Genomic DNA, 17,804 nt, shown 5'->3' on the forward strand with positions numbered 1-17,804 from the left:
GGGGCGGTGTGCCGCCCCGCCCCCGTGGGGGGGTCAAGAAAACTTGGGAGCGGCCCGGCGTTTTCTTGAGAGCGCGGATTTCGTCATGGGTCGCAACGTAAGTCACGTTTGGTCGCAACTGGTTGACTTGTGTCAAAACGTGCCGATGTCCATCGAGCTGTGTCGCGCGCTCAGCGCGATTTTTGCGCCGGATCAGTATCGTTCGGCGATGCGAGCCGATCCGCGGCGACATGCTCCGCACCCGGCCCGGCAGCCTTGTCGTCGTCCATCAGGATGGCATGCGCGGGCCCTTCCATGTCGTCGAACTGCCCGTGGCGGGCGGCCCACCAAAGGATGCCCACGACTGCGGCCACGATGACCACGCTCACCGGAATCAGCACGATCAGCGCCCCCTCCATCTCAAGCCCCGGCCTTGTCGAACCATGCCAGGCGCGCGGAATTGAGCACGACCAGCAGCGACGAGATGCTCATGCCCACCGCCGCCCACAGTGGCGTGATGCTCCCGGCCACGGCCAGCGGCACGCACACCAGGTTGTAGAGCACGGCCCAAGCCAGGTTCTGGCGCATCACGCGGCGCGCCTGCCGGCTCACGCGCACCAGCAGGGGCAGCGCCCGCATGTCGTCGAATGCCAGCACGACGTCGGCCCCGGCACGCGCGATGGGCGCGGCGCTGGCGAAGCTCACCGACACGTCCGCCGCCGCCAGCGTGGGCGCGTCGTTCACCCCGTCACCGACCATGGCCACACGCAACCCTTCCCGCTGCAAGGCTTGCACCCGGGCCAGCTTGGCCTCGGGCAGCATGCCTCCGCGCGCCATGGAGATGCCGACCCGCTGCGCCCATGCTTGCGCACGGTCGATCTGGTCTCCGCTGAGCAATTCCAGATGGGCGCCATCGGCCTCGAGCCACGCGACGGCCTCGCGCGCCCCGGGCCGCAAACGCTCAGCCACCGCGATCAAGGCCAGGCGTGCGCCGTCGCGGCTCAATTCCAGCAAGGTTGCATCGGCTGGGATTGCGCCCGGGGCCGCGTCGTCTCGCCCATCCCGGGCCAACAGCGGCTTGCCGAAACGCAGGCCTTGGCCATTGACTTCGCCTTGCACGCCCTCGCCCTGCAAGACCTGCCGCTTGCTCGCCTCGGGAAGCGCCAGCCCGAGTTCCCTGGCCTGGGCAGTCAGCGCCTGCGCGAGCGGATGCTGCACCCCCTGTTCCAGCGCCGCGGCCATCGCAATCGCCTGCGCCGCGGTCAACCCCTGCTGCAGCCACACGACCTGCACCTGTTCAGGCTGGCCGGTGGTGATGGTGCCCGTTTTGTCGAACATCCAGGCGTCTGCGGCAGCCACGAGGTCCAGGGCGTGACCTCGCGCCACCAGCACCCCGGCGCGCGACAGGCGCGCGGTGGCGGCGGCCAGCGCCGCCGGGACGGCGAGTGACAAGGCGCATGGGCAGCTCACCACCAGAACCGCGATCACCGCCGGCACGATGCGCGCTGCATCCAACCACCACCAAAGAACGGCCGTGGCGCTGGCCACGCCCAGCAGCGCCACGGTGAACCAGCGCGCGGCGACATCGGCCAAACGCGCGGCCTGCGGTTTGTGCACCAGCGCGCCGTTCATCAATGCCACCATCTGCGCGATGCGCGTGCCCTGCCCCGCCGCCTCGGCCCGGACCAGCAAGGGGGAGTCGACATTCATGCTGCCGGCCAGCACCCGGCTGCCCACCGTCTTGCGCACCGGCGCACTCTCCCCCGTCAGCAAGGCTTCGCCGGCATGGCTCTCGCCTTCGAGCACGGTTCCATCCACCGGAACCAGGCTGGCGCTCGGCACCTGCACCACATCGCCGGCACGCACGCGCGTGATGGCCACGGTTTCCCAGCCGTCGGGCGCCGTGCGGCGGCGTACCGCGGCGGGCAACTGCTCGAGCAAGCTATCGGCCGCGTTGGTGCTGCGATGGCGCAGACCTGTCTCGACCAGCCGCGCCGTCAACAGCAGCGCGAGGAACATGGTGACCGAGTCGAAATACACCGGCCCCGTGCCGCGCACGACGCTGGCGACGCTGGCGGCGAACGCGCCCCAAAGCCCCAGCACCACCGGCACGTCCATGCCCAGGCGCCGCATGCGCCAGTCGCGCGCGCTGCCGGCGATGAAGGTCCAGCCCGAGAACAGCAGGGTCGGCAGGGTGATGCTCAGGCTGGCCCAGTGGAAAATGGCCCGCTCCGCGGCGCTCAGGCCCTGGGGATCGACATAGCTCGGCCAGGCCAGCATCATGACCTGCATCATCGCCAGCCAGGCCACCAGAGTGCGCAGGAGGGCGAGGCGGGAGGCGCGCCGCTGCTGCGCCTCGTTGGCGTGCCGCACATTGGGCGCGGGCTTGTAGCCGATGCGCGCCAAGGCCTCGAGCAGGGCGCCAAGATGCACGCGGTTGTCGTCCCATTCCAGAAGAACACGACGCGTGGCGTAGTTCACCGCCGCCACGCGCACGCCGGGAATCGACAGCAGGTGGCGTTCGATCAGCCACACGCACGCACCGCAATGGATGCCCTCCACCGCCACCAAGGTGCGCCAGATGCCGCCGCCCAGGTCCGTGGCGAACGCGGCGAGAAAGTCGCGATCGTCGAGGGCCTGCCATTGCTCACGCAGGCGCGCGATCTCCACGTCCTGCAGTGCCGGCAGGCCCGTGGCGTCGCGCTTGTCGTAATACGCGCACAGCCCGCCTTCGGCGATCACCTGCGCTGCCGCTGCACACCCCCCACAGCAGAAATCCAGCGCCTCGCCTTCGATGCTGGCGCGCACGGGCATCTGCGGCAGCGATGCGCCGCAATGGTGGCAAGTCCTGCCCGCGGCGGCCTGGTCGATTTCAGCCTGCTGCGCGCGGGCCGATGTCAGCACGGCCTGATTCATGCCGACATGCTAGGCAAGAGCCTGGGCGGCCGCCTTGCGTTGTATCAAAACATTTCTATCCATGCGGCGGCGGCCACGGCCCCATGCATTCAGTCACGTCCCTTGCCCAGACGCGAGAACGCGGCGGCCATCGCGGACTGCGTGGCTTCGGGGCGCACGGCCGCGGCGGCGCGCCCTCCATGTCGGCCCTGCTCCGGCCGCTGCGCCGAGGACACCCCAGATGGCTTTCCTGCCGCGGCCTGCCCGGATTGCTGCGTGCGCATACTCAAGCTGATGCGCTGACGCTGCACATCCACCTCGAGCACGGTGACCTTGACGATGTCGCCCACCTTCACCACGTCGGCGGCGTCCTTCACGAAGCGGTCGGCCAGTTGCGAAACGTGCACCAGGCCATCGCAATGCACCCCCAGGTCGACGAAAGCGCCGAACGCGGCGACATTGGTCACGGTGCCCTCCAGACGCATGCCGGGCCGAAGATCGTTGATGCTTTGCACCGCATCGTTCAGACGCGCCACGCGGAACTCGGGACGCGGATCCCGGCCCGGCTTCTCCAACTCGGCGAGCACGTCGCGCACGGTGTACAGGCCGAAGCGATCATCGACGAAAGCGTCGGGCTTGATGGCCTGGATCGCCTGCGCGTTCCCCATCAAGAGCTGGATAGGTTGACCTGCCGCCTGCAGAATCCGCTCGACCAGCGGATAGCTCTCCGGGTGCACGGCCGAGCGGTCGAGCGGGTTGTCGCCGTCCATGATGCGCAGGAATCCGGCCGCCTGCTCGAAAGTCTTGGCGCCCAGGCCGGGGACGTCGAGCAGGCTCTTGCGATTGCGGTAGGGTCCCGCGGCATCGCGCTGGTTCACGATGTGGGTGGCGATGCGCGCGTTCAGGCCGGCCACCCGCGCCAGCAGCGGCGCCGAGGCGGTGTTCACGTCCACGCCGACACGGTTGACGCAATCCTCCACCACCGCGTCGAGCCTGCGCGCGAGCTGCCCCTGATCGACATCGTGCTGGTACTGGCCGACGCCGATGCTCTTGGGGTCGATTTTCACCAGTTCGGCCAGCGGGTCCTGCACCCGACGGGCGATGGATACGGCGCCGCGCAGACTCACGTCCATCTCCGGAAGCTCCTGGCTGGCCAGCTCGCTGGCCGAGTACACCGAAGCCCCCGCTTCGCTCACCACCACCTGCACCAACCCCATCTCGGGATGGCGCTGCGCCAAGTCGGTCGCCAGCTTGGCGGTCTCGCGACTGGCGGTGCCGTTGCCGATGGACACGATGTTCACGCCATGCTTGCGGCACAGGCCGGCCAGAATGCGCAGGCTGCCTTCCCAATCGCGCCGGGGCTCGTGGGGATAGATCGTCGCGGTTTCCAGCACCTTGCCGGTCGGGTCGGTGACGGCCACTTTCACCCCGGTGCGGATGCCGGGATCCAGGCCCATCACGGTCTTGGGTCCGGCCGGCGCGGCAAGCAGCAGATCTCGCAAATTCGCGCCGAACACGGCGATGGCTTCGGCCTCGGCCTGCTCGCGCAGACGGCTGAACAGCTCCCGCTCGAGCGACAGCGAGAGCTTCACCCGCCACGCCCATTGCACGCAGCGCTGCAACCAATCATCGGCGGCGCGCTGGCGATGCGTCCAGCCGACATGCGCCGCGATGCGCTGCTGCGCCGCGTTCAGCACCGCAGCCCCCGCCGCGGCGGCGTCCGGCAGTTGCAGGCTGACGTCGAGAATGTCCTGCGCACGGCCGCGGAACACGGCCAACGCCCGGTGCGACGGCACGCGCGCGATGGGCTCGGCATAGTCGAAATAATCGCGGAAATTGGCCCCCTCCCCCTCCTTGCCCTCGCGCACCTGGGCACGCAGCACGCCGCAGCCCCACAGCCATTCGCGCAATGGGCCCACCAGCGTGAAGTCCTCGGCCCAGCGCTCCACCAGAATGTCGCGCGCGCCGTCCAGGCAGGCCTGGGGCGTGGTGAAGTCGGAACCGTCTTCGCCCTTGGCCGACAGAATGAAGCCGGAGGCCTCGGCCAACGGGTCGCGCGCGGGATCGGTGAACAGGATGTCGGCGAGCGGATCCAGGCCCGCCGCACGCGCCTTTTGCGCCCGCGTGGTCACCCGCGGCTTGTAGGGCAGATACAGATCTTCGAGTTCCTGCTTCTGCGTGGCCGTCTGGATGGCGGCCTGCAACTCCGGCGTCAGTTTGTTCTGCGCGGCGATCGACTTGAGGACGGCCGCGCGCCGCTGCTCGAGTTCGCGCAGATAACCCAGGCGGACCTCCAGCGTGCGCAAGTGCTCGTCGCTCATGCCCCCGGTGGCTTCCTTGCGGTAACGGGCGATGAAAGGCACCGTGGCGCCAGAGTCGAGAAGTTCGACCGCGGCCTGGATTTGCGATGGGCGCAACTGCAGTTCGGAACTGAGCAGGTTCAGGATCTGGGCCTGCTGCGCCGCTGCATCGTCGAAGGGCGAATGTGTGGACATGGAAACCGCTCGGCAAAAACTGGGCAGTCTAGCCTTCTCACCCAGGGGTACCGCAGATGCGATCGCATCCGTGGCGCGATGACTGATGCATGTCTTGCATCGTCAAGGCACGGCTCAAACCGACTGGACGACTGCGGGGTCCGGAACAATCTTGGCGGCGAGCTCGGTCTCGACGTTCTGCGTTGCGATTCGCAGTGCCTCCATGCAACGGCCATCCAGCGCGGTTCCCACGATCTTGTCCATCATCGCCAAGGTTTTGTCCACCGGGACGGCGGCGCGATACGGCCGATCCGCAGAGATGGCGTCGAAAATGTCAGCGGTGGTAATGATGCGGGTCTCCAACGCAATATCGGCCGCCGACAAACCGCGTGGATACCCCGTACCGTCCAGCTTCTCGTGATGCGCTCCGGCGATGCGCGCCAGCTCGGCGAATGGCGCGATGCCGCTGAGGATCTGCTCGGTATAGGCGGCATGCATGCGCACCGCTTCCCACTCGGCGGCGTCGAGCTGGCCAGGTTTGTCGAGCACGGCGTTGCTCACGCCGAGCTTGCCCATGTCGTGCAGCAGTGCGCCGCGCCGCAACCAGCGCCGGCGTTCGGGCGCCAGGCCGAGCTGCTCGGCGATGAGGTCGGTGTACAGCCCGACCCGGGCACTGTGACCCGCCGTGTAGGGGCTTTTGGCATCGATGATCTGGCCGAATGCTTCGGCGATCTCATCTAGATAGTCGTCGTCCAGCGGCACCGTGTGGCGCGCGGGTTCGAGGTCGTGCACATGCGCTGCCAGATCGTCCGCGGCGAGCTTCGTCCAGAAATCGTCGGTCTCGGCGACGCGCTCGAATGCCGCCACCAAGGCGGAATCGAACCACTGCCCGCTTCGCAACCGTGCCTCCGCCAGTGCCGCCTGCGGGCCACCGGCCGTGTGAAACACGTCGATCACCTGGGCCAGCAGAGCCATGCGCGCATACAAAGGGATGGCCTCACCGCGCAGCCCGTCGGGCTTGCCGCTGCCGTCCCAATGCTCGTCCAAAGCATGAATGCCCTCCGCCACAGCGTCGCCGAAACGGAGTTGCCGTGCAATGTCGGCGCCGCGCTGGCAGCGGGTCTGGACCAAATCCCGGGAAATATCGCCGCCATGCTGGAAGATGTCCAGCGTGGCGCGAAAGCGGTCGGCCAGACCGGATTTCAGGCCGGTGTGCGTGAGGACAAAGCGCACCACCTGGGGTAGGGAGCCATCCACCAATTTGAAGTCGCGCTTGAAGCGCAAATCATCCGTCAGATAGAGCTCGCAAATGCGCGCGGCATTGCTGCTGCAGCCCAGGTCCTTGAGCAGCAATGTGTAGTACAGCTCCCACTGCTGGCGCGAATCGAGCCCGAGTTGGTACGCCACGGACATGCCGATGAAAGCACAGCGCACGCAGTGCCCCTTGGGTTGGCCCTCAGTCATGTCGAGGGCATGACTGAGGGCGCCAATCAGTTCGCACAGCTTGAGGTTTTGCATCGTTTGCCGTCCGGGTTCGCACACCGGGGCATGATGCCACGCCCCCGCATTACAGCGCGTTGATGGGTACTTTCAAATAGCTGATGCCATTGGACTCAGGCGGCGGCATGTCGCCGGCGCGCACGTTCACCTGGACCGAGGGCATGATGAGCGCGGGCATGCTGAGCTTGGCGTCGCGCTGCTTGCGAAACGCGACGAAGTCGTGCTCGCTGGTGGCGGCGTTGAGTTGTACGTTGCCATCGCGCTGCTCCTGTACGGTGCATACCCACTTGGCCGCGCGTCCGCCGGGCATGTAGTCGTGACACATGTGCAGCTTGGTTTGCGGGGGAAGCCCGTATAGGCGCTGCACCGAGTGGTACAGCGTATGCGCATCGCCACCGGGGAAGTCGCAGCGGGCGGTGCCGTAATCGGGCATGAACAGGGTGTCGCCGACGAAGGCGCAGTCGCCCGCCAGATAAGTGACGCAGGCCGGCGTATGCCCCGGCGTATGCATGACCCGCACCTTCAATTGTCCGACGGCGAACTCCTCGCCGTCGGCGAAGAGATGGTCGAAAGGCCGGCCGTCGCGCGGAATCGTGTCGTCATGGAACACCTCGCCGAAGACCTTCTGCACGTCCTTGATGTGCTCGCCGATGCCGATGCGCGCGCCGAAACGCTTCTTGAGATAGGGCGCGGCCGAAAGATGGTCGGCATGCGCATGGGTCTCGAGCAGCCAGTCCAGCTTCAGGCCCTCGGCCTCGATGAAAGCCATGATGCCGTCGGCGAACTCGGTCGACGTACGCCCTGCCGCATAGTCGAAATCCAGCACGCTGTCGATCACGGCGCAATGCCGGGTGACTGGATCGATGACGCAGTGGCAGGCCGTGCTGGACTGTTGGTGAAACCAGGAACGGACAGTCGGCCGATGGTCTGTGAATGTACTCATACGGGTATCTCCTGACCTTTTGAGGATTTTCATGGATTAGAAAAGTTGATACTGTACGGGGCATATTCGCAGAACGCTTGACCAAGATCAATGCGCACAAACCTTGAGGTTGATCCACACCGGAACCCAGGAGACATGACATGCTGTTTCATATTGATTGGCTGCAGTTCACCCCGCTGCCGGCACTGGCGGGCGGTGCCCTCATTGGATTGGCCTCGGGCGCCCTGGCGCTCGGCGCCGGAAAAATAGCCGGGATCAGCGGCATCCTGGGAAGCGCCCTCAGCGATGCGAGCCGGCGCACCCGCCCCCAGGGGTGGCGACTGGCATTTCTTGCCGGACTGGTGTGTGCCTCCTTCGCCTGGGCGATGTTGGCCCCCGTGCCCGGCGCCGACTACAGCGCACCGTGGCCCGTGGTCGTGATCGCCGGCTTGCTGGTGGGTTTCGGCACACGGCTGGGCTCGGGCTGCGCCAGCGGCCATGGCGTGTGTGGACTCTCGCGCCTGTCGCTTCGCTCGCTGGTCGCGGTCGGCATGTTCATGAGCACCGCCATCGCCACCGCCGTGCTCACCCGTCATCTTTAAACACCCAGGGAGTATGCACATGAAAACCCTCGCATTCATCTGCGGCTTGATCCTCGGGTTCGGCCTGCTGCTGTCCGGCATGACCGATCCGGCCAAGGTTCTGGCCTTCCTCGACATCGCAGGCCCCTGGGATCCGAGTCTGATCCTGGTGATGGCCAGCGCCGTGCTGGTGGCCTTTCCCCTGATCCAACTGGCCTCGCGGCGCCGCACCGCGCTGCTGGGCGATGCCATCGCTTTTCCACCCCGCTTCGGCATCGATGCGCGGCTGTTGCTTGGCAGCGCCATCTTCGGCGTGGGCTGGGGACTCGACGGGCTATGCCCTGGACCGTCCCTGGCCTCGCTTGGCGGCATGCGCGGAGCCGAAGGCCTGTTTTTCATCGCCATGCTGGCCGGCATGCTCGGCTTCGAGGCCTGGCAACGAAACGTCAAGGCCTCCAGGATGGCCAGGCCGACCGCTGAGGTTTCCTAACACTGTGCTGCCAGCAGTTGCTGGCGCAGCTTGTTCTTCTGGATCTTGCCGGTGGCCCCCAGAGGAATGGCGTCGATGAAACGCACGTCATCCGGCACCCACCATTTCGCAACCTTGCCCTCGTAAAATGCCAGGAGTTCCTCGCGCGAAACCTCCGTCTGCGGCTTTGTCACCACGACCAGCAGCGGGCGCTCATCCCACTTGGCATCCGGCATGGCGATGCACGCCGCCATCGCCACGGCAGGATGCGCCATGGCGATGTTCTCGATCTCGATGGAACTGATCCACTCGCCACCGGATTTGATGACGTCCTTCGTGCGATCCACGATCTGCACATAGCCGTCCGGATCGACGGTGACCACATCGCCGGTCGGGAACCATCCGTCGCGCAAGGGACTCGGCTGACCGGATCGGTAGTAGTCGCGCAGGATCCACGGCCCCCTCACCTGCAGATCGCCCATCGACGCCCCATCCCATGGAAGGTCGCGCCCCTGTCCGTCGACGACGCGCAAATCCACACCGAAAAGGGGTCTGCCCTGCTTGACCTGCACCGCCATGCGCTGCTCCGGCCCCAGGCCGAGGTGTTTGTTCTTGAGGGTGCATACCGTGCCCAGCGGGCTCATCTCGGTCATGCCCCAAGCATGACGCACCTCGACGCCAAAGCCGTCCTGGAACGCGGAGATCATTGCGGCCGGCGCCGCGGCGCCGCCAATGAGCACGGACCGCAGGGCGGCTGGTTTGCGTCCCTCGCGCTGCATCTGGCCGAGCAAGCCGAGCCAGATGGTGGGCACGCCGGCGGCGAAGGTCACGGCCTCGGCGTCCATCGACGCAAACAGCGAAGCACCGTCCAGCGCCGGGCCAGGCAGCACCAGCTTGCACCCGACCAGCGCCGCGGCATAGGGAATGCCCCAGGCGTTCACATGAAACATCGGAACCACGGGCAGCACGCAGTCACGCGCGGAAAGATTCATCACGTCCGGCAAAGCCGAGGCGTAAGCATGCAGCACGGTGGAGCGATGGCTGTACAACACCCCCTTGGGGTCGCCCGTCGTGCCGCTGGTGTAGCACAGCGACGAGGCGGCGTTTTCGTCGATCTCGGGCCAGACATAGTGATCGTCTTGCCCGGCCAGCAGGTCCTCATAGCTGAGCACGCCGGGCACGGCCTGCCGCAATTCGGGCGTGATGGCGCCGGCCTCGCACAGCGCAATCCAGTGCTCCACGGCTGGACAGCGCGAAGCGACCGCCTGGATGATGGGCGCGAACGTCATGTCGAAAGCCAAGGCCCGGTCGCCCGCATGTTGGATGATCCAGGCGATCTGGTCCGGGTGCAGGCGTGGATTCAGCGTATGCAGCACGCGGCCGCTTCCCGACACCCCGTAATACAACTCGAAATGCCGATACCCGTTCCAGGCCAGCGAACCCAGGCGCTCGCCTGCTTGCAGCCCCAGGGCATCCAACGCCCGGGCCAGGCGCTTGGCGCGGCTGTTGACCCCGGCATACGTGGTGCGATGCAGGTCACCCTCGACCCGGCGCGACACGATTTCCGTATCGCCGTGATAACGCGCCGCGAATTCGATCAGCCCCGAAATACGCAGCCCATGCTCCTGCATCAAACCGTTCATGCCTGTCTCCCGATCTTTGCTTTTCTCGATAGCCATCCAGCTTCCGCCCCGGCTGGACGCAACAGCCTATAGCAAACCGTATCAGCCCGGAAATCTACGCGTTTTGCCGCGCCGAATCGTGCCGTAGGCGCAACGGCGAGACACCATGCCCTTGTTCGTTGATTTGCCACAAAAAATGAGGGCAAGCCCGACCGATAAAATAACCCTTTCATTCAACACAAATTCACAAGAGCGACCGATGACCTTTGTCGTGACCGAAAATTGCATCAAGTGCAAGTTCACCGATTGTGTGGACGTCTGCCCGGTGGACTGCTTCCGCGAAGGCCCCAACTTCCTGGCGATCGATCCGGACGAATGCATCGACTGCGCCGTATGCGTGCCCGAGTGTCCGGCCAACGCCATCTTCGCCGAGGAAGACGTCCCTGGCGACCAACAAGCATTCATTGCCCTCAACGCCGAACTGTCGCGCCGCTGGCCCAGCATCACCAAGCGCAAGCCCGCCCCGCCGGACGGCGAAGAATGGAATGGCAAACCCGGCAAGCTGCAGTTTCTCGAGCGCTGAACATCCGGATTCCGACCGCCCCCTCATCCCTCATGGAAATGCACATCAATCCGGCCATCGCCGACGCGGCCCTGGCCAGCGCCCCGCCGATCGAGACCGATGCCGTCATTATTGGCGCCGGTCCCGTGGGTTTGTTTCAGGTTTTCGAACTCGGCCTGCTCGACATCAAGGCCCACGTCATCGACAGCCTGCCGCACCTGGGCGGCCAGTGCGTGGAGCTCTATCCGGACAAGCCCATCTACGACATTCCGGCCGTGCCCATGTGCACCGGCCAGGAACTCACCGACAACCTGCTCAAGCAGATCGAGCCGTTCAAGCCCACCTTCCATCTGGGACAGGACGTGACGGAGCTGCAGCGCCAGGACGACGGGCGCTTCGTCGTGCGCACCTCCAAGGACACCACCTTGCTCACCAAGACGGTGTTCATCGCCGCCGGCGTGGGCTCGTTCCAGCCGCGCACCCTCAAAGTGGAGGGGCTGGACGCCTTCGAGGGCACGCAGTTGTTCTACCGCGTGAAGAACCCCGCGGTCTTCGCCGGCAAAAATCTCGTGGTGGTCGGCGGCGGCGACTCGGCGCTGGATTGGGCGCTGCACTTCGCCCAGGATGACGCGCACCGCGCCGAAAGCGTCATCCTCGTGCACCGGCGCGACGGCTTTCGCGCCGCGCCGGCCTCGGTGGCCAAGATGCACGCCCTGTGCGAGCAGCACGCGATGCAGTTCGTCGTCGGTCAGATCACGGGGTTCGAGGCCGACGGCGATGGCCGCCTGTCGCAGGTCAAGCTCACCGGCAACGACGGCATCACCCGGCGCCTGCCGCTGGACATGCTGCTGGTGTTCTTCGGCCTGTCACCCAAGCTCGGCCCCATCGCCCACTGGGGCCTGGACCTGGAGCGCAAGCAGATCCTGGTCGACACGGAGAAGTTCCAAACCAACATCCCGGGCATTTTCGCCGTGGGCGACATCAACACCTACCCGGGCAAGAAAAAACTCATCCTCTCGGGCTTCCACGAAGCCGCGCTGGCAGCCTTCGGCGCCGCCCACACCATCTTCCCGGACAAGAAAATCCACCTCCAGTACACCACCACCAGCCCCAAACTGCATCGGGTCCTCGGCGTCGAAACTCCGGTCTTCGATTGAAAATCTCCGCGCGTGCGGATCGAAGCATGCGCGGAGATGCCGAGAGGCCTCGAAGCGCCGGCGATTGTCCGCTGCAGTTCAGCCGAAGCCAGCGCCGCTTTCGTCTTGCCGTAGGCTAAAAACCCCGGCTATACTAGAAGGCTGTTCCCCGATAGCTCAGTCGGTAGAGCGACGGACTGTTAATCCGCAGGTCCCTGGTTCGAGCCCAGGTCGGGGAGCCAAGAAATACAGAGGACAATCAAGGCCTTACAGCGCAAGCTGTCGGGCCTTGATGCTTTTTCGGGTCCCAAACCCGGCGATGTCAGTGACTTTGTCAGTGCCATCCGGTCGCCGAGCGTCGCGTGATGTCGCGCGCAGGCTACAACGCCAGGGGTGTTTTCCGGCACCTCGGCTGCAAGGCCGGCGTCCAATCTAAACGCTGTCGCTTCACGCCAAGTCCCCAACCCACATAGGACTTGTCATGAAGCCATGCGCATCACCCCCGTCGTTCCCCGCGCGCCGCCCAGCGCACAGCACCGTCCAGCGCGGAGGTGCCCGATGAGCCCCTTCCAAATCTCCGGCCGCCAAGGCTGGCACGCCGAGGTCCGCCTTGCCGACGGGCGCACGGCGCGCAAGAAATTCCAGCTCAAACACGAGGCGCAGGCCTGGATGACCCGGGAACAAGCCAAGGCCGATGCCGCGCAGGCGCCCGCGTTCGGTGGGCCCGGCAAGCTGACCCTGGGCGCCTTGCTGGTGGAATACGCCAAGCTCAAAACGCTGGTCAAAGGCGGCTATCGGGCCGAACTCACCCGCATCAACCACTACGTCGTCGCGGCCGGGCTGCCACCCCTGCTCGTCGAAGTCGACGCCGCTGGCCGGCGCTACCTGCGCACCCAGACCACGGGGGCGGCCGTGCCGAAGGGCTGGGCCCATTACCTGGATACGCGACGCGCGCAGTCCGCGCGCACCTACGCCCTCATCGCACAGCTGGGCGCCAAGCTTTGCAGCGCCATCACCAGCGCGGACATCGCGTTGCTGCAGACGACCATGAAAGCCGACCAGCTCTCCGAGAGCACCGCGCAAAAGGAAATCGCACTGCTCAAGGCCTGCTTCAACGTCGCCATCTCCACCTGGAAGTGGAAGCACTTCGAAAACCCCTGCGTCGGCGTCAAACTGGGCAAATCCGAAAAGCGCTTTGTCAGCATCAGCGCCGCACAGATGGACGCCCTGATTGCGGCGCTGGCGCAGTGCGATAACCCGCAGTTCTGGCCCCTGGTGGAACTGGCCATGAGCTCGGCCATGCGCAAAGGCAGTCTGCTGACGCTGCGCTGGGACCACCTCGACCTGGAGGGCCGTCAGGCCAAAATCTGGGCCAAAGGCCGCTGGGCCCAGATTCCGCTGAGCCGCCGCTCGGTGGACATTCTCGGACGCGTGCCGCGCACCGATGCAAACCGTGTCTTCACGATGAGCGCGAACGCGGTCGACATGGCCTGGGACGGCGTGCGCCAGCGAGCCGGGGTACCCAAGCTGCAGTTCCGCGACCTACGCCACCGCGCACCGACCTACTACGCGCGCAAGGGGGCCACGGTCACGGCCATCAAGCAGTTGCTCGGCCACACCACGACCCGCATGGCCGAGGTGTACATCGATATGGCGGCCGACGATGTCGTCCATGAGCTCGACCGCCTGGACGGAGATGTGGGGCCCAGCACCGCCGCCCTGCCGCCGGTCCACGACCCCGACGGCCGCAAGAAGCACCCGCACGCACGTCGAGCCCAAGTGGGCCTGCCCAAGGAGGGCGTCGAGACCGCCCACGATGCGCAGGCCGATGCCTGCAAGCAGGATGCCCCGGAAGAACCCGCGAACGCGGTCCCGTCCGCGGCCGGCAATGTGGTCTATCTCCGCCTTCTCCCGAAGCGCGTGGCCTGATGCAGCCAGCGACGGCGGCCCCGGGACGCTTGGTCGTCCCGGGGCCGCTTGATGCGAGGGTTGAAGATGCCGCTAGCACCCGGCTGTGGCTGATTGCGACGGCCTCGGCAGGGCCGGGTCGGTCAACGTTTGTTGGGGCGCCCTGGGCGCTTGGTGGTCGGGCCGGTGGGCATCGCCAGTGCAGGCCCGCCGGTGCTTGAATTGGCTGGCGACGCCAGGTCCGTGACATCGGCCACCGCCAGCACCGTCGAGACTCCACCTTGCGGCAGCGGCGCCGGCGTCTGTCCGGCCGGCGCCCAGGCCAACTGGGCTTGGCGTTGGCGCTGCAACCATTGCTGGACGACGGATTCGAACCACAGGGCCTCCTTGCCGTGCCGCAACGCGGGAGGAAAGGCATCGGCACGCACCATGCGCTCCAGGGTGCGTTCGCTGCAGCAGAGCAGCTGCGCCACGGTGGCTTTGGTCAGAAAAGGGTCGGCGTTCATCATGATGCTGCTCACAGCGGAGTGGTTGGAGCAGCGTGTAGCGCGTGGGTTTATGCCAATGCGCCGCACGGCCCCGTGGCCGTGAAAAATTCACGCTTTTGCGAAATATGTTGGCTCCGCCCCGCAGCGCCCTTCGATTTTCAGGGGCGGGCGCAGTATTCTCATCTCGCACCCGCCAAGTGCTGTAACGGTGTAACCGTGTCACCTGCCCCAAGCCCCTGGGCCGCGCAAGTTACCGGTTACAGCGTGACGACGCACCAGTTGCTCTTTCACAATCAGACACCACCATGTCGCTGCATCATGCTGATGCGGTGACTGCGATAAGCCCCAGAACGCGCCCTCAGGAGCGCCTTCTCTCAGGTCATGCTCTTCGCCGCATTCATGTGGCGCACATCATCTGTTGCCCTGCCGCCATGCGAGCGGGAAGACAGGGCAAAGTTGACACAAGTGGCCCCTCCTCCCTCTCTCTTCTTGGGCGGCAGGGTTAACTCAACCAAGGGCTCGGCTCGAGCCCTTGATGGAAATCATCATGAACATCCTGAAATTTCTCAAGCCAACAATCCATACCCCAGAAAAGGGCGTCGCAGCCACCGCACGTGTCACGAACTTTGTGAGGCCCGAAGGGGGCTGGGTACCCATGGGCTACACACTTGACGGCAGCTATGTTGTGCTGTCGCTCAAGACCGGACAGCTCGTGACATTGCGCGCACAAGACCTGCACATGAAAAAACTCCAGGTCTGGCTTGGCCTGGAGGTGCGCAATAGCAGCATGGTGTACGACAACGACATCAAAAAAGACGTCGTGGAACCGACGGCTGTCGTGGAAGAGATTGCCAAGGCTTGCGACGAAATGGGGCTCTTTGATTTCAGCCGCGTTCGCGGCCCGGGCCTGTACCGTGAAGGTGATGACCTGGTGGTCAATTTCGGTCACCAGGTTGCCACGGCCGACGGCAAATTGGTGCCTTTGCATCCAGGGCACAAAAGCGCTATCTACCAAGGTGGCCCTTCGCTGGGCTTTGCGTTGGATACGCCTTGCGCATCCAGTGAAGAGGTCTTGCGGGTCCTGGGTGTGCTGGGCAGCTTCGGGCTCGGCGGCAAAGGAGACCTGATAAAGCTTGCCGGGTGGCTGGTGACGGCGTTCTTTGGCGCCGCCCTGCCCCACCGCCCCATTCTGGCCATCTCGGCAGAGCGGGGTTCCGGCAAGACGACGCTCATCGAGTTCTTGAACGCGCTCCTCGGACCTCAGGCCATACGCCGCGATGGCATTCCGACGACAGCCCAGATGATTTACGCCCTGGAAAATCGCTCGGCCACGCTCATCGTCGACGAGCTTGAGGGGCGTGGCTCTAAAAAGGCCGCCGTCGAGACCTTCATGGAAATGTTGCGCATCCAGTTCACCTCCAGTTCATCCCAACGGTTGAGTCGTGTCATTGGGGGTAAGACGCGCTACTACAACGCCCCCGTGTGCGTGTTGCTGCTCGGAATCAGTCTTCCGAGCTTCAATGCAGCCACCGAAACGCGAACGGTACGCCTCAACTTGGACGCCCTGCCAGAGGCGTCGCGTCTGTACTACGAATGGTTACTGGATTCGTCTCGCGAGAGCGAAACCGTGGCTCTAGGTGCTCGCCTGCGAAGGCTGTTGGTCTCACGCTGGAACATCATGCGTGGCACCATGGCTGCCGTGCGTCCGATGCTCATCGGCCTCGGCCACGAGGCACGCATTGCGGACAAGTTCTCGCCGCTCTTGGCGGGGTACGTCGCAATGACCCATGACCATGTGCCGTCGCCCGAAGAGCTGCGCAGCCTCATCGCGCAGATGGACCTCAGCCAGACAGCACCGGCGACCGTGGAACGCGACGCCGAAATGTGCCTGAGTGTTCTACTCAATCGCAAGGTGGTCATTTACAAGATGACTGATGGTGCGAAAGAGAAGACACACATGACCATTCGGGACGCGCTCACGCATGTCGTTCATGGTGACGCCGCTGCTCGAGAGCCGCTCACGCGGCAGCTCGAGGAGTTTGGAGTTCGCCCACTTTGGGTTCGGGCCAGCGCAAGCTGGAAACTGGCGGTCTGCAGTTCCGAGCACCACGAAGGGATGCGCAAACTCATGATGCGAACGGACTGGGCTCTGGGAGGCTGGAAAGATGTGCTGCAGCGCCTACCCGGCGCTAAGGCAAGCGTTCAGAAGGTCGCCCGGTCAACGCAGCGCGTGGTGGTGGTGGACATGCCCCGTGAGGTGCTGGAGCCGGAAGATGGTGATTACGATTTTCCGGAGCCAATGGCAGCGTGATGTGACGCGGGGATTGGTGCGGTGCGGGTGATGCATGAAATGGATGGGGCGCGGTGGCAACACCGCGCCCTTTTCTTTTTTCGGAGCCGGCTGGTCGGCTTCAAGGCCGGGTTTCATCCCCCACACTTGAGGCACCCCGAATTGGCCGTGCCGGCAGGCATGTGCAGGCTACCGCCTTGATGCAAAATCGCAAGCGGTACGGACCGCACTGGCGCCGTTGACCGGGGATATGACATGCTCACGAAGTCCGACCTGATGGCCTGGCGCCAATGCCCGCGGATGCTGTGGCTGCATCACCACACGCCCGAGCCGCAAACTTCTGCGTCCGTCCCCGTCGACCGCCGCACCCTCGACGGCCGTCTCGTCGGCGAGTATGCGCGTCGGGATGTCGGGGAGTACCTCTGGCCGAACACGTCCGGAGACCCGGCAAGCGATGCTGCGGCCGCCTTGGCCGAACTGACCGCCGCCGCCATGCTGCCCGCCGTCGAAATGCCCATGGTGCGCGACGGCTTGTATGCCCGCGCCGATGCCNCGGGTCCTCGGCGTCGAAACTCCGGTCTTCGATTGAAAATCTCCGCGCGTGCGGATCGAAGCATGCGCGGAGATGCCGAGAGGCCTCGAAGCGCCGGCGATTGTCCGCTGCAGTTCAGCCGAAGCCAGCGCCGCTTTCGTCTTGCCGTAGGCTAAAAACCCCGGCTATACTAGAAGGCTGTTCCCCGATAGCTCAGTCGGTAGAGCGACGGACTGTTAATCCGCAGGTCCCTGGTTCGAGCCCAGGTCGGGGAGCCAAGAAATACAGAGGACAATCAAGGCCTTACAGCGCAAGCTGTCGGGCCTTGATGCTTTTTCGGGTCCCAAACCCGGCGATGTCAGTGACTTTGTCAGTGCCATCCGGTCGCCGAGCGTCGCGTGATGTCGCGCGCAGGCTACAACGCCAGGGGTGTTTTCCGGCACCTC

13 protein-coding genes and 2 tRNA genes are annotated in these 17,804 nt (G+C 65.2%); 8 read left to right on the top strand and 7 right to left on the bottom strand.

The window, feature by feature from the left end:
- Positions 1–170: 170 nt before the first annotated feature.
- The 5 genes from ccoS to THIARS_RS16460 all read right to left on the bottom strand — a co-directional run bounded on the left by ccoS (position 171) and on the right by THIARS_RS16460 (position 7,791).
- Entirely contained in the window at positions 171–398 is a 228-nt protein-coding gene (gene ccoS, locus THIARS_RS16440; protein WP_094161829.1) for a cbb3-type cytochrome oxidase assembly protein CcoS, read from the bottom strand.
- A 1-nt stretch (position 399) separates the two neighbouring features.
- Entirely contained in the window at positions 400–2,895 is a 2,496-nt protein-coding gene (locus tag THIARS_RS16445; RefSeq protein ID WP_094161830.1) for a heavy metal translocating P-type ATPase, read from the bottom strand.
- Positions 2,896–2,984: 89 nt separating this feature from the next.
- Entirely contained in the window at positions 2,985–5,369 is a 2,385-nt protein-coding gene (locus THIARS_RS16450; protein WP_094161831.1) for a Tex family protein, read from the bottom strand.
- Positions 5,370–5,483: 114 nt separating this feature from the next.
- Positions 5,484–6,866: an HD-GYP domain-containing protein gene (locus tag THIARS_RS16455; RefSeq protein ID WP_094161832.1), complete on the bottom strand. Its 1,383-nt coding sequence runs from the start codon at positions 6,864–6,866 to the stop codon at positions 5,484–5,486.
- Positions 6,867–6,915: 49 nt separating this feature from the next.
- Positions 6,916–7,791, bottom strand: a complete 876-nt coding sequence (locus tag THIARS_RS16460; protein ID WP_094161833.1) for an MBL fold metallo-hydrolase — start codon at positions 7,789–7,791, stop codon at positions 6,916–6,918.
- Between the two features lie 143 nt (positions 7,792–7,934).
- Between THIARS_RS16460 and THIARS_RS16465 the strand changes: the two genes are divergently transcribed.
- Both THIARS_RS16465 and THIARS_RS16470 read left to right on the top strand, forming a co-directional pair.
- Entirely contained in the window at positions 7,935–8,372 is a 438-nt protein-coding gene (locus THIARS_RS16465) for a YeeE/YedE family protein (RefSeq protein ID WP_094162206.1), read from the top strand.
- A gap of 19 nt (positions 8,373–8,391) precedes the next feature.
- Positions 8,392–8,841: a DUF6691 family protein gene (locus THIARS_RS16470; protein WP_094161834.1), complete on the top strand. Its 450-nt coding sequence runs from the start codon at positions 8,392–8,394 to the stop codon at positions 8,839–8,841.
- On the opposite strand, the gene THIARS_RS16475 is transcribed toward THIARS_RS16470, so the two are convergent.
- Positions 8,838–10,463 carry a 3-(methylthio)propionyl-CoA ligase gene (locus THIARS_RS16475; RefSeq protein ID WP_094161835.1) on the bottom strand — a complete coding sequence of 542 codons (1,626 nt, stop codon included), beginning with the start codon at positions 10,461–10,463 and terminating at the stop codon, positions 8,838–8,840. The genes THIARS_RS16470 and THIARS_RS16475 overlap by 4 nt on opposite strands.
- Before the next feature lie 238 nt (positions 10,464–10,701).
- On the opposite strand from THIARS_RS16475, the gene fdxA reads away from it, so the two are divergent.
- The 4 genes from fdxA to THIARS_RS16495 all read left to right on the top strand — a co-directional run bounded on the left by fdxA (position 10,702) and on the right by THIARS_RS16495 (position 14,069).
- Positions 10,702–11,025 (top strand): ferredoxin FdxA, encoded by a 324-nt coding sequence (fdxA, locus tag THIARS_RS16480; protein ID WP_013106996.1) that lies wholly within the window; start codon positions 10,702–10,704, stop codon positions 11,023–11,025.
- A 32-nt stretch (positions 11,026–11,057) separates the two neighbouring features.
- Complete coding sequence (locus THIARS_RS16485) at positions 11,058–12,161, top strand: NAD(P)/FAD-dependent oxidoreductase (protein WP_094161836.1); 1,104 nt, start codon at positions 11,058–11,060, stop codon at positions 12,159–12,161.
- 145 nt (positions 12,162–12,306) lie between these two features.
- A tRNA-Asn gene (locus THIARS_RS16490) sits at positions 12,307–12,382 on the top strand.
- 316 nt (positions 12,383–12,698) lie between these two features.
- Complete coding sequence (locus THIARS_RS16495; RefSeq protein ID WP_186436725.1) at positions 12,699–14,069, top strand: tyrosine-type recombinase/integrase; 1,371 nt, start codon at positions 12,699–12,701, stop codon at positions 14,067–14,069.
- 122 nt (positions 14,070–14,191) lie between these two features.
- On the opposite strand, the gene THIARS_RS16500 is transcribed toward THIARS_RS16495, so the two are convergent.
- On the bottom strand, positions 14,192–14,557 hold the full coding sequence (locus THIARS_RS16500) for a helix-turn-helix transcriptional regulator (RefSeq protein WP_094161838.1): 366 nt from the start codon (positions 14,555–14,557) through the stop codon (positions 14,192–14,194).
- Positions 14,558–15,083: 526 nt separating this feature from the next.
- On the opposite strand from THIARS_RS16500, the gene THIARS_RS16505 reads away from it, so the two are divergent.
- Together THIARS_RS16505 and THIARS_RS16515 are read left to right on the top strand one after the other, a co-directional pair.
- Positions 15,084–16,847 carry a nucleoside triphosphate hydrolase gene (locus THIARS_RS16505; protein WP_245845957.1) on the top strand — a complete coding sequence of 588 codons (1,764 nt, stop codon included), beginning with the start codon at positions 15,084–15,086 and terminating at the stop codon, positions 16,845–16,847.
- A gap of 713 nt (positions 16,848–17,560) precedes the next feature.
- Positions 17,561–17,636, top strand: a tRNA-Asn gene (locus THIARS_RS16515).
- Positions 17,637–17,804 lie beyond the last annotated feature (168 nt).

This window comes from Thiomonas delicata, from assembly GCF_900088825.1.
GTDB lineage: Bacteria > Pseudomonadota > Gammaproteobacteria > Burkholderiales > Burkholderiaceae_C > Thiomonas_A > Thiomonas_A delicata.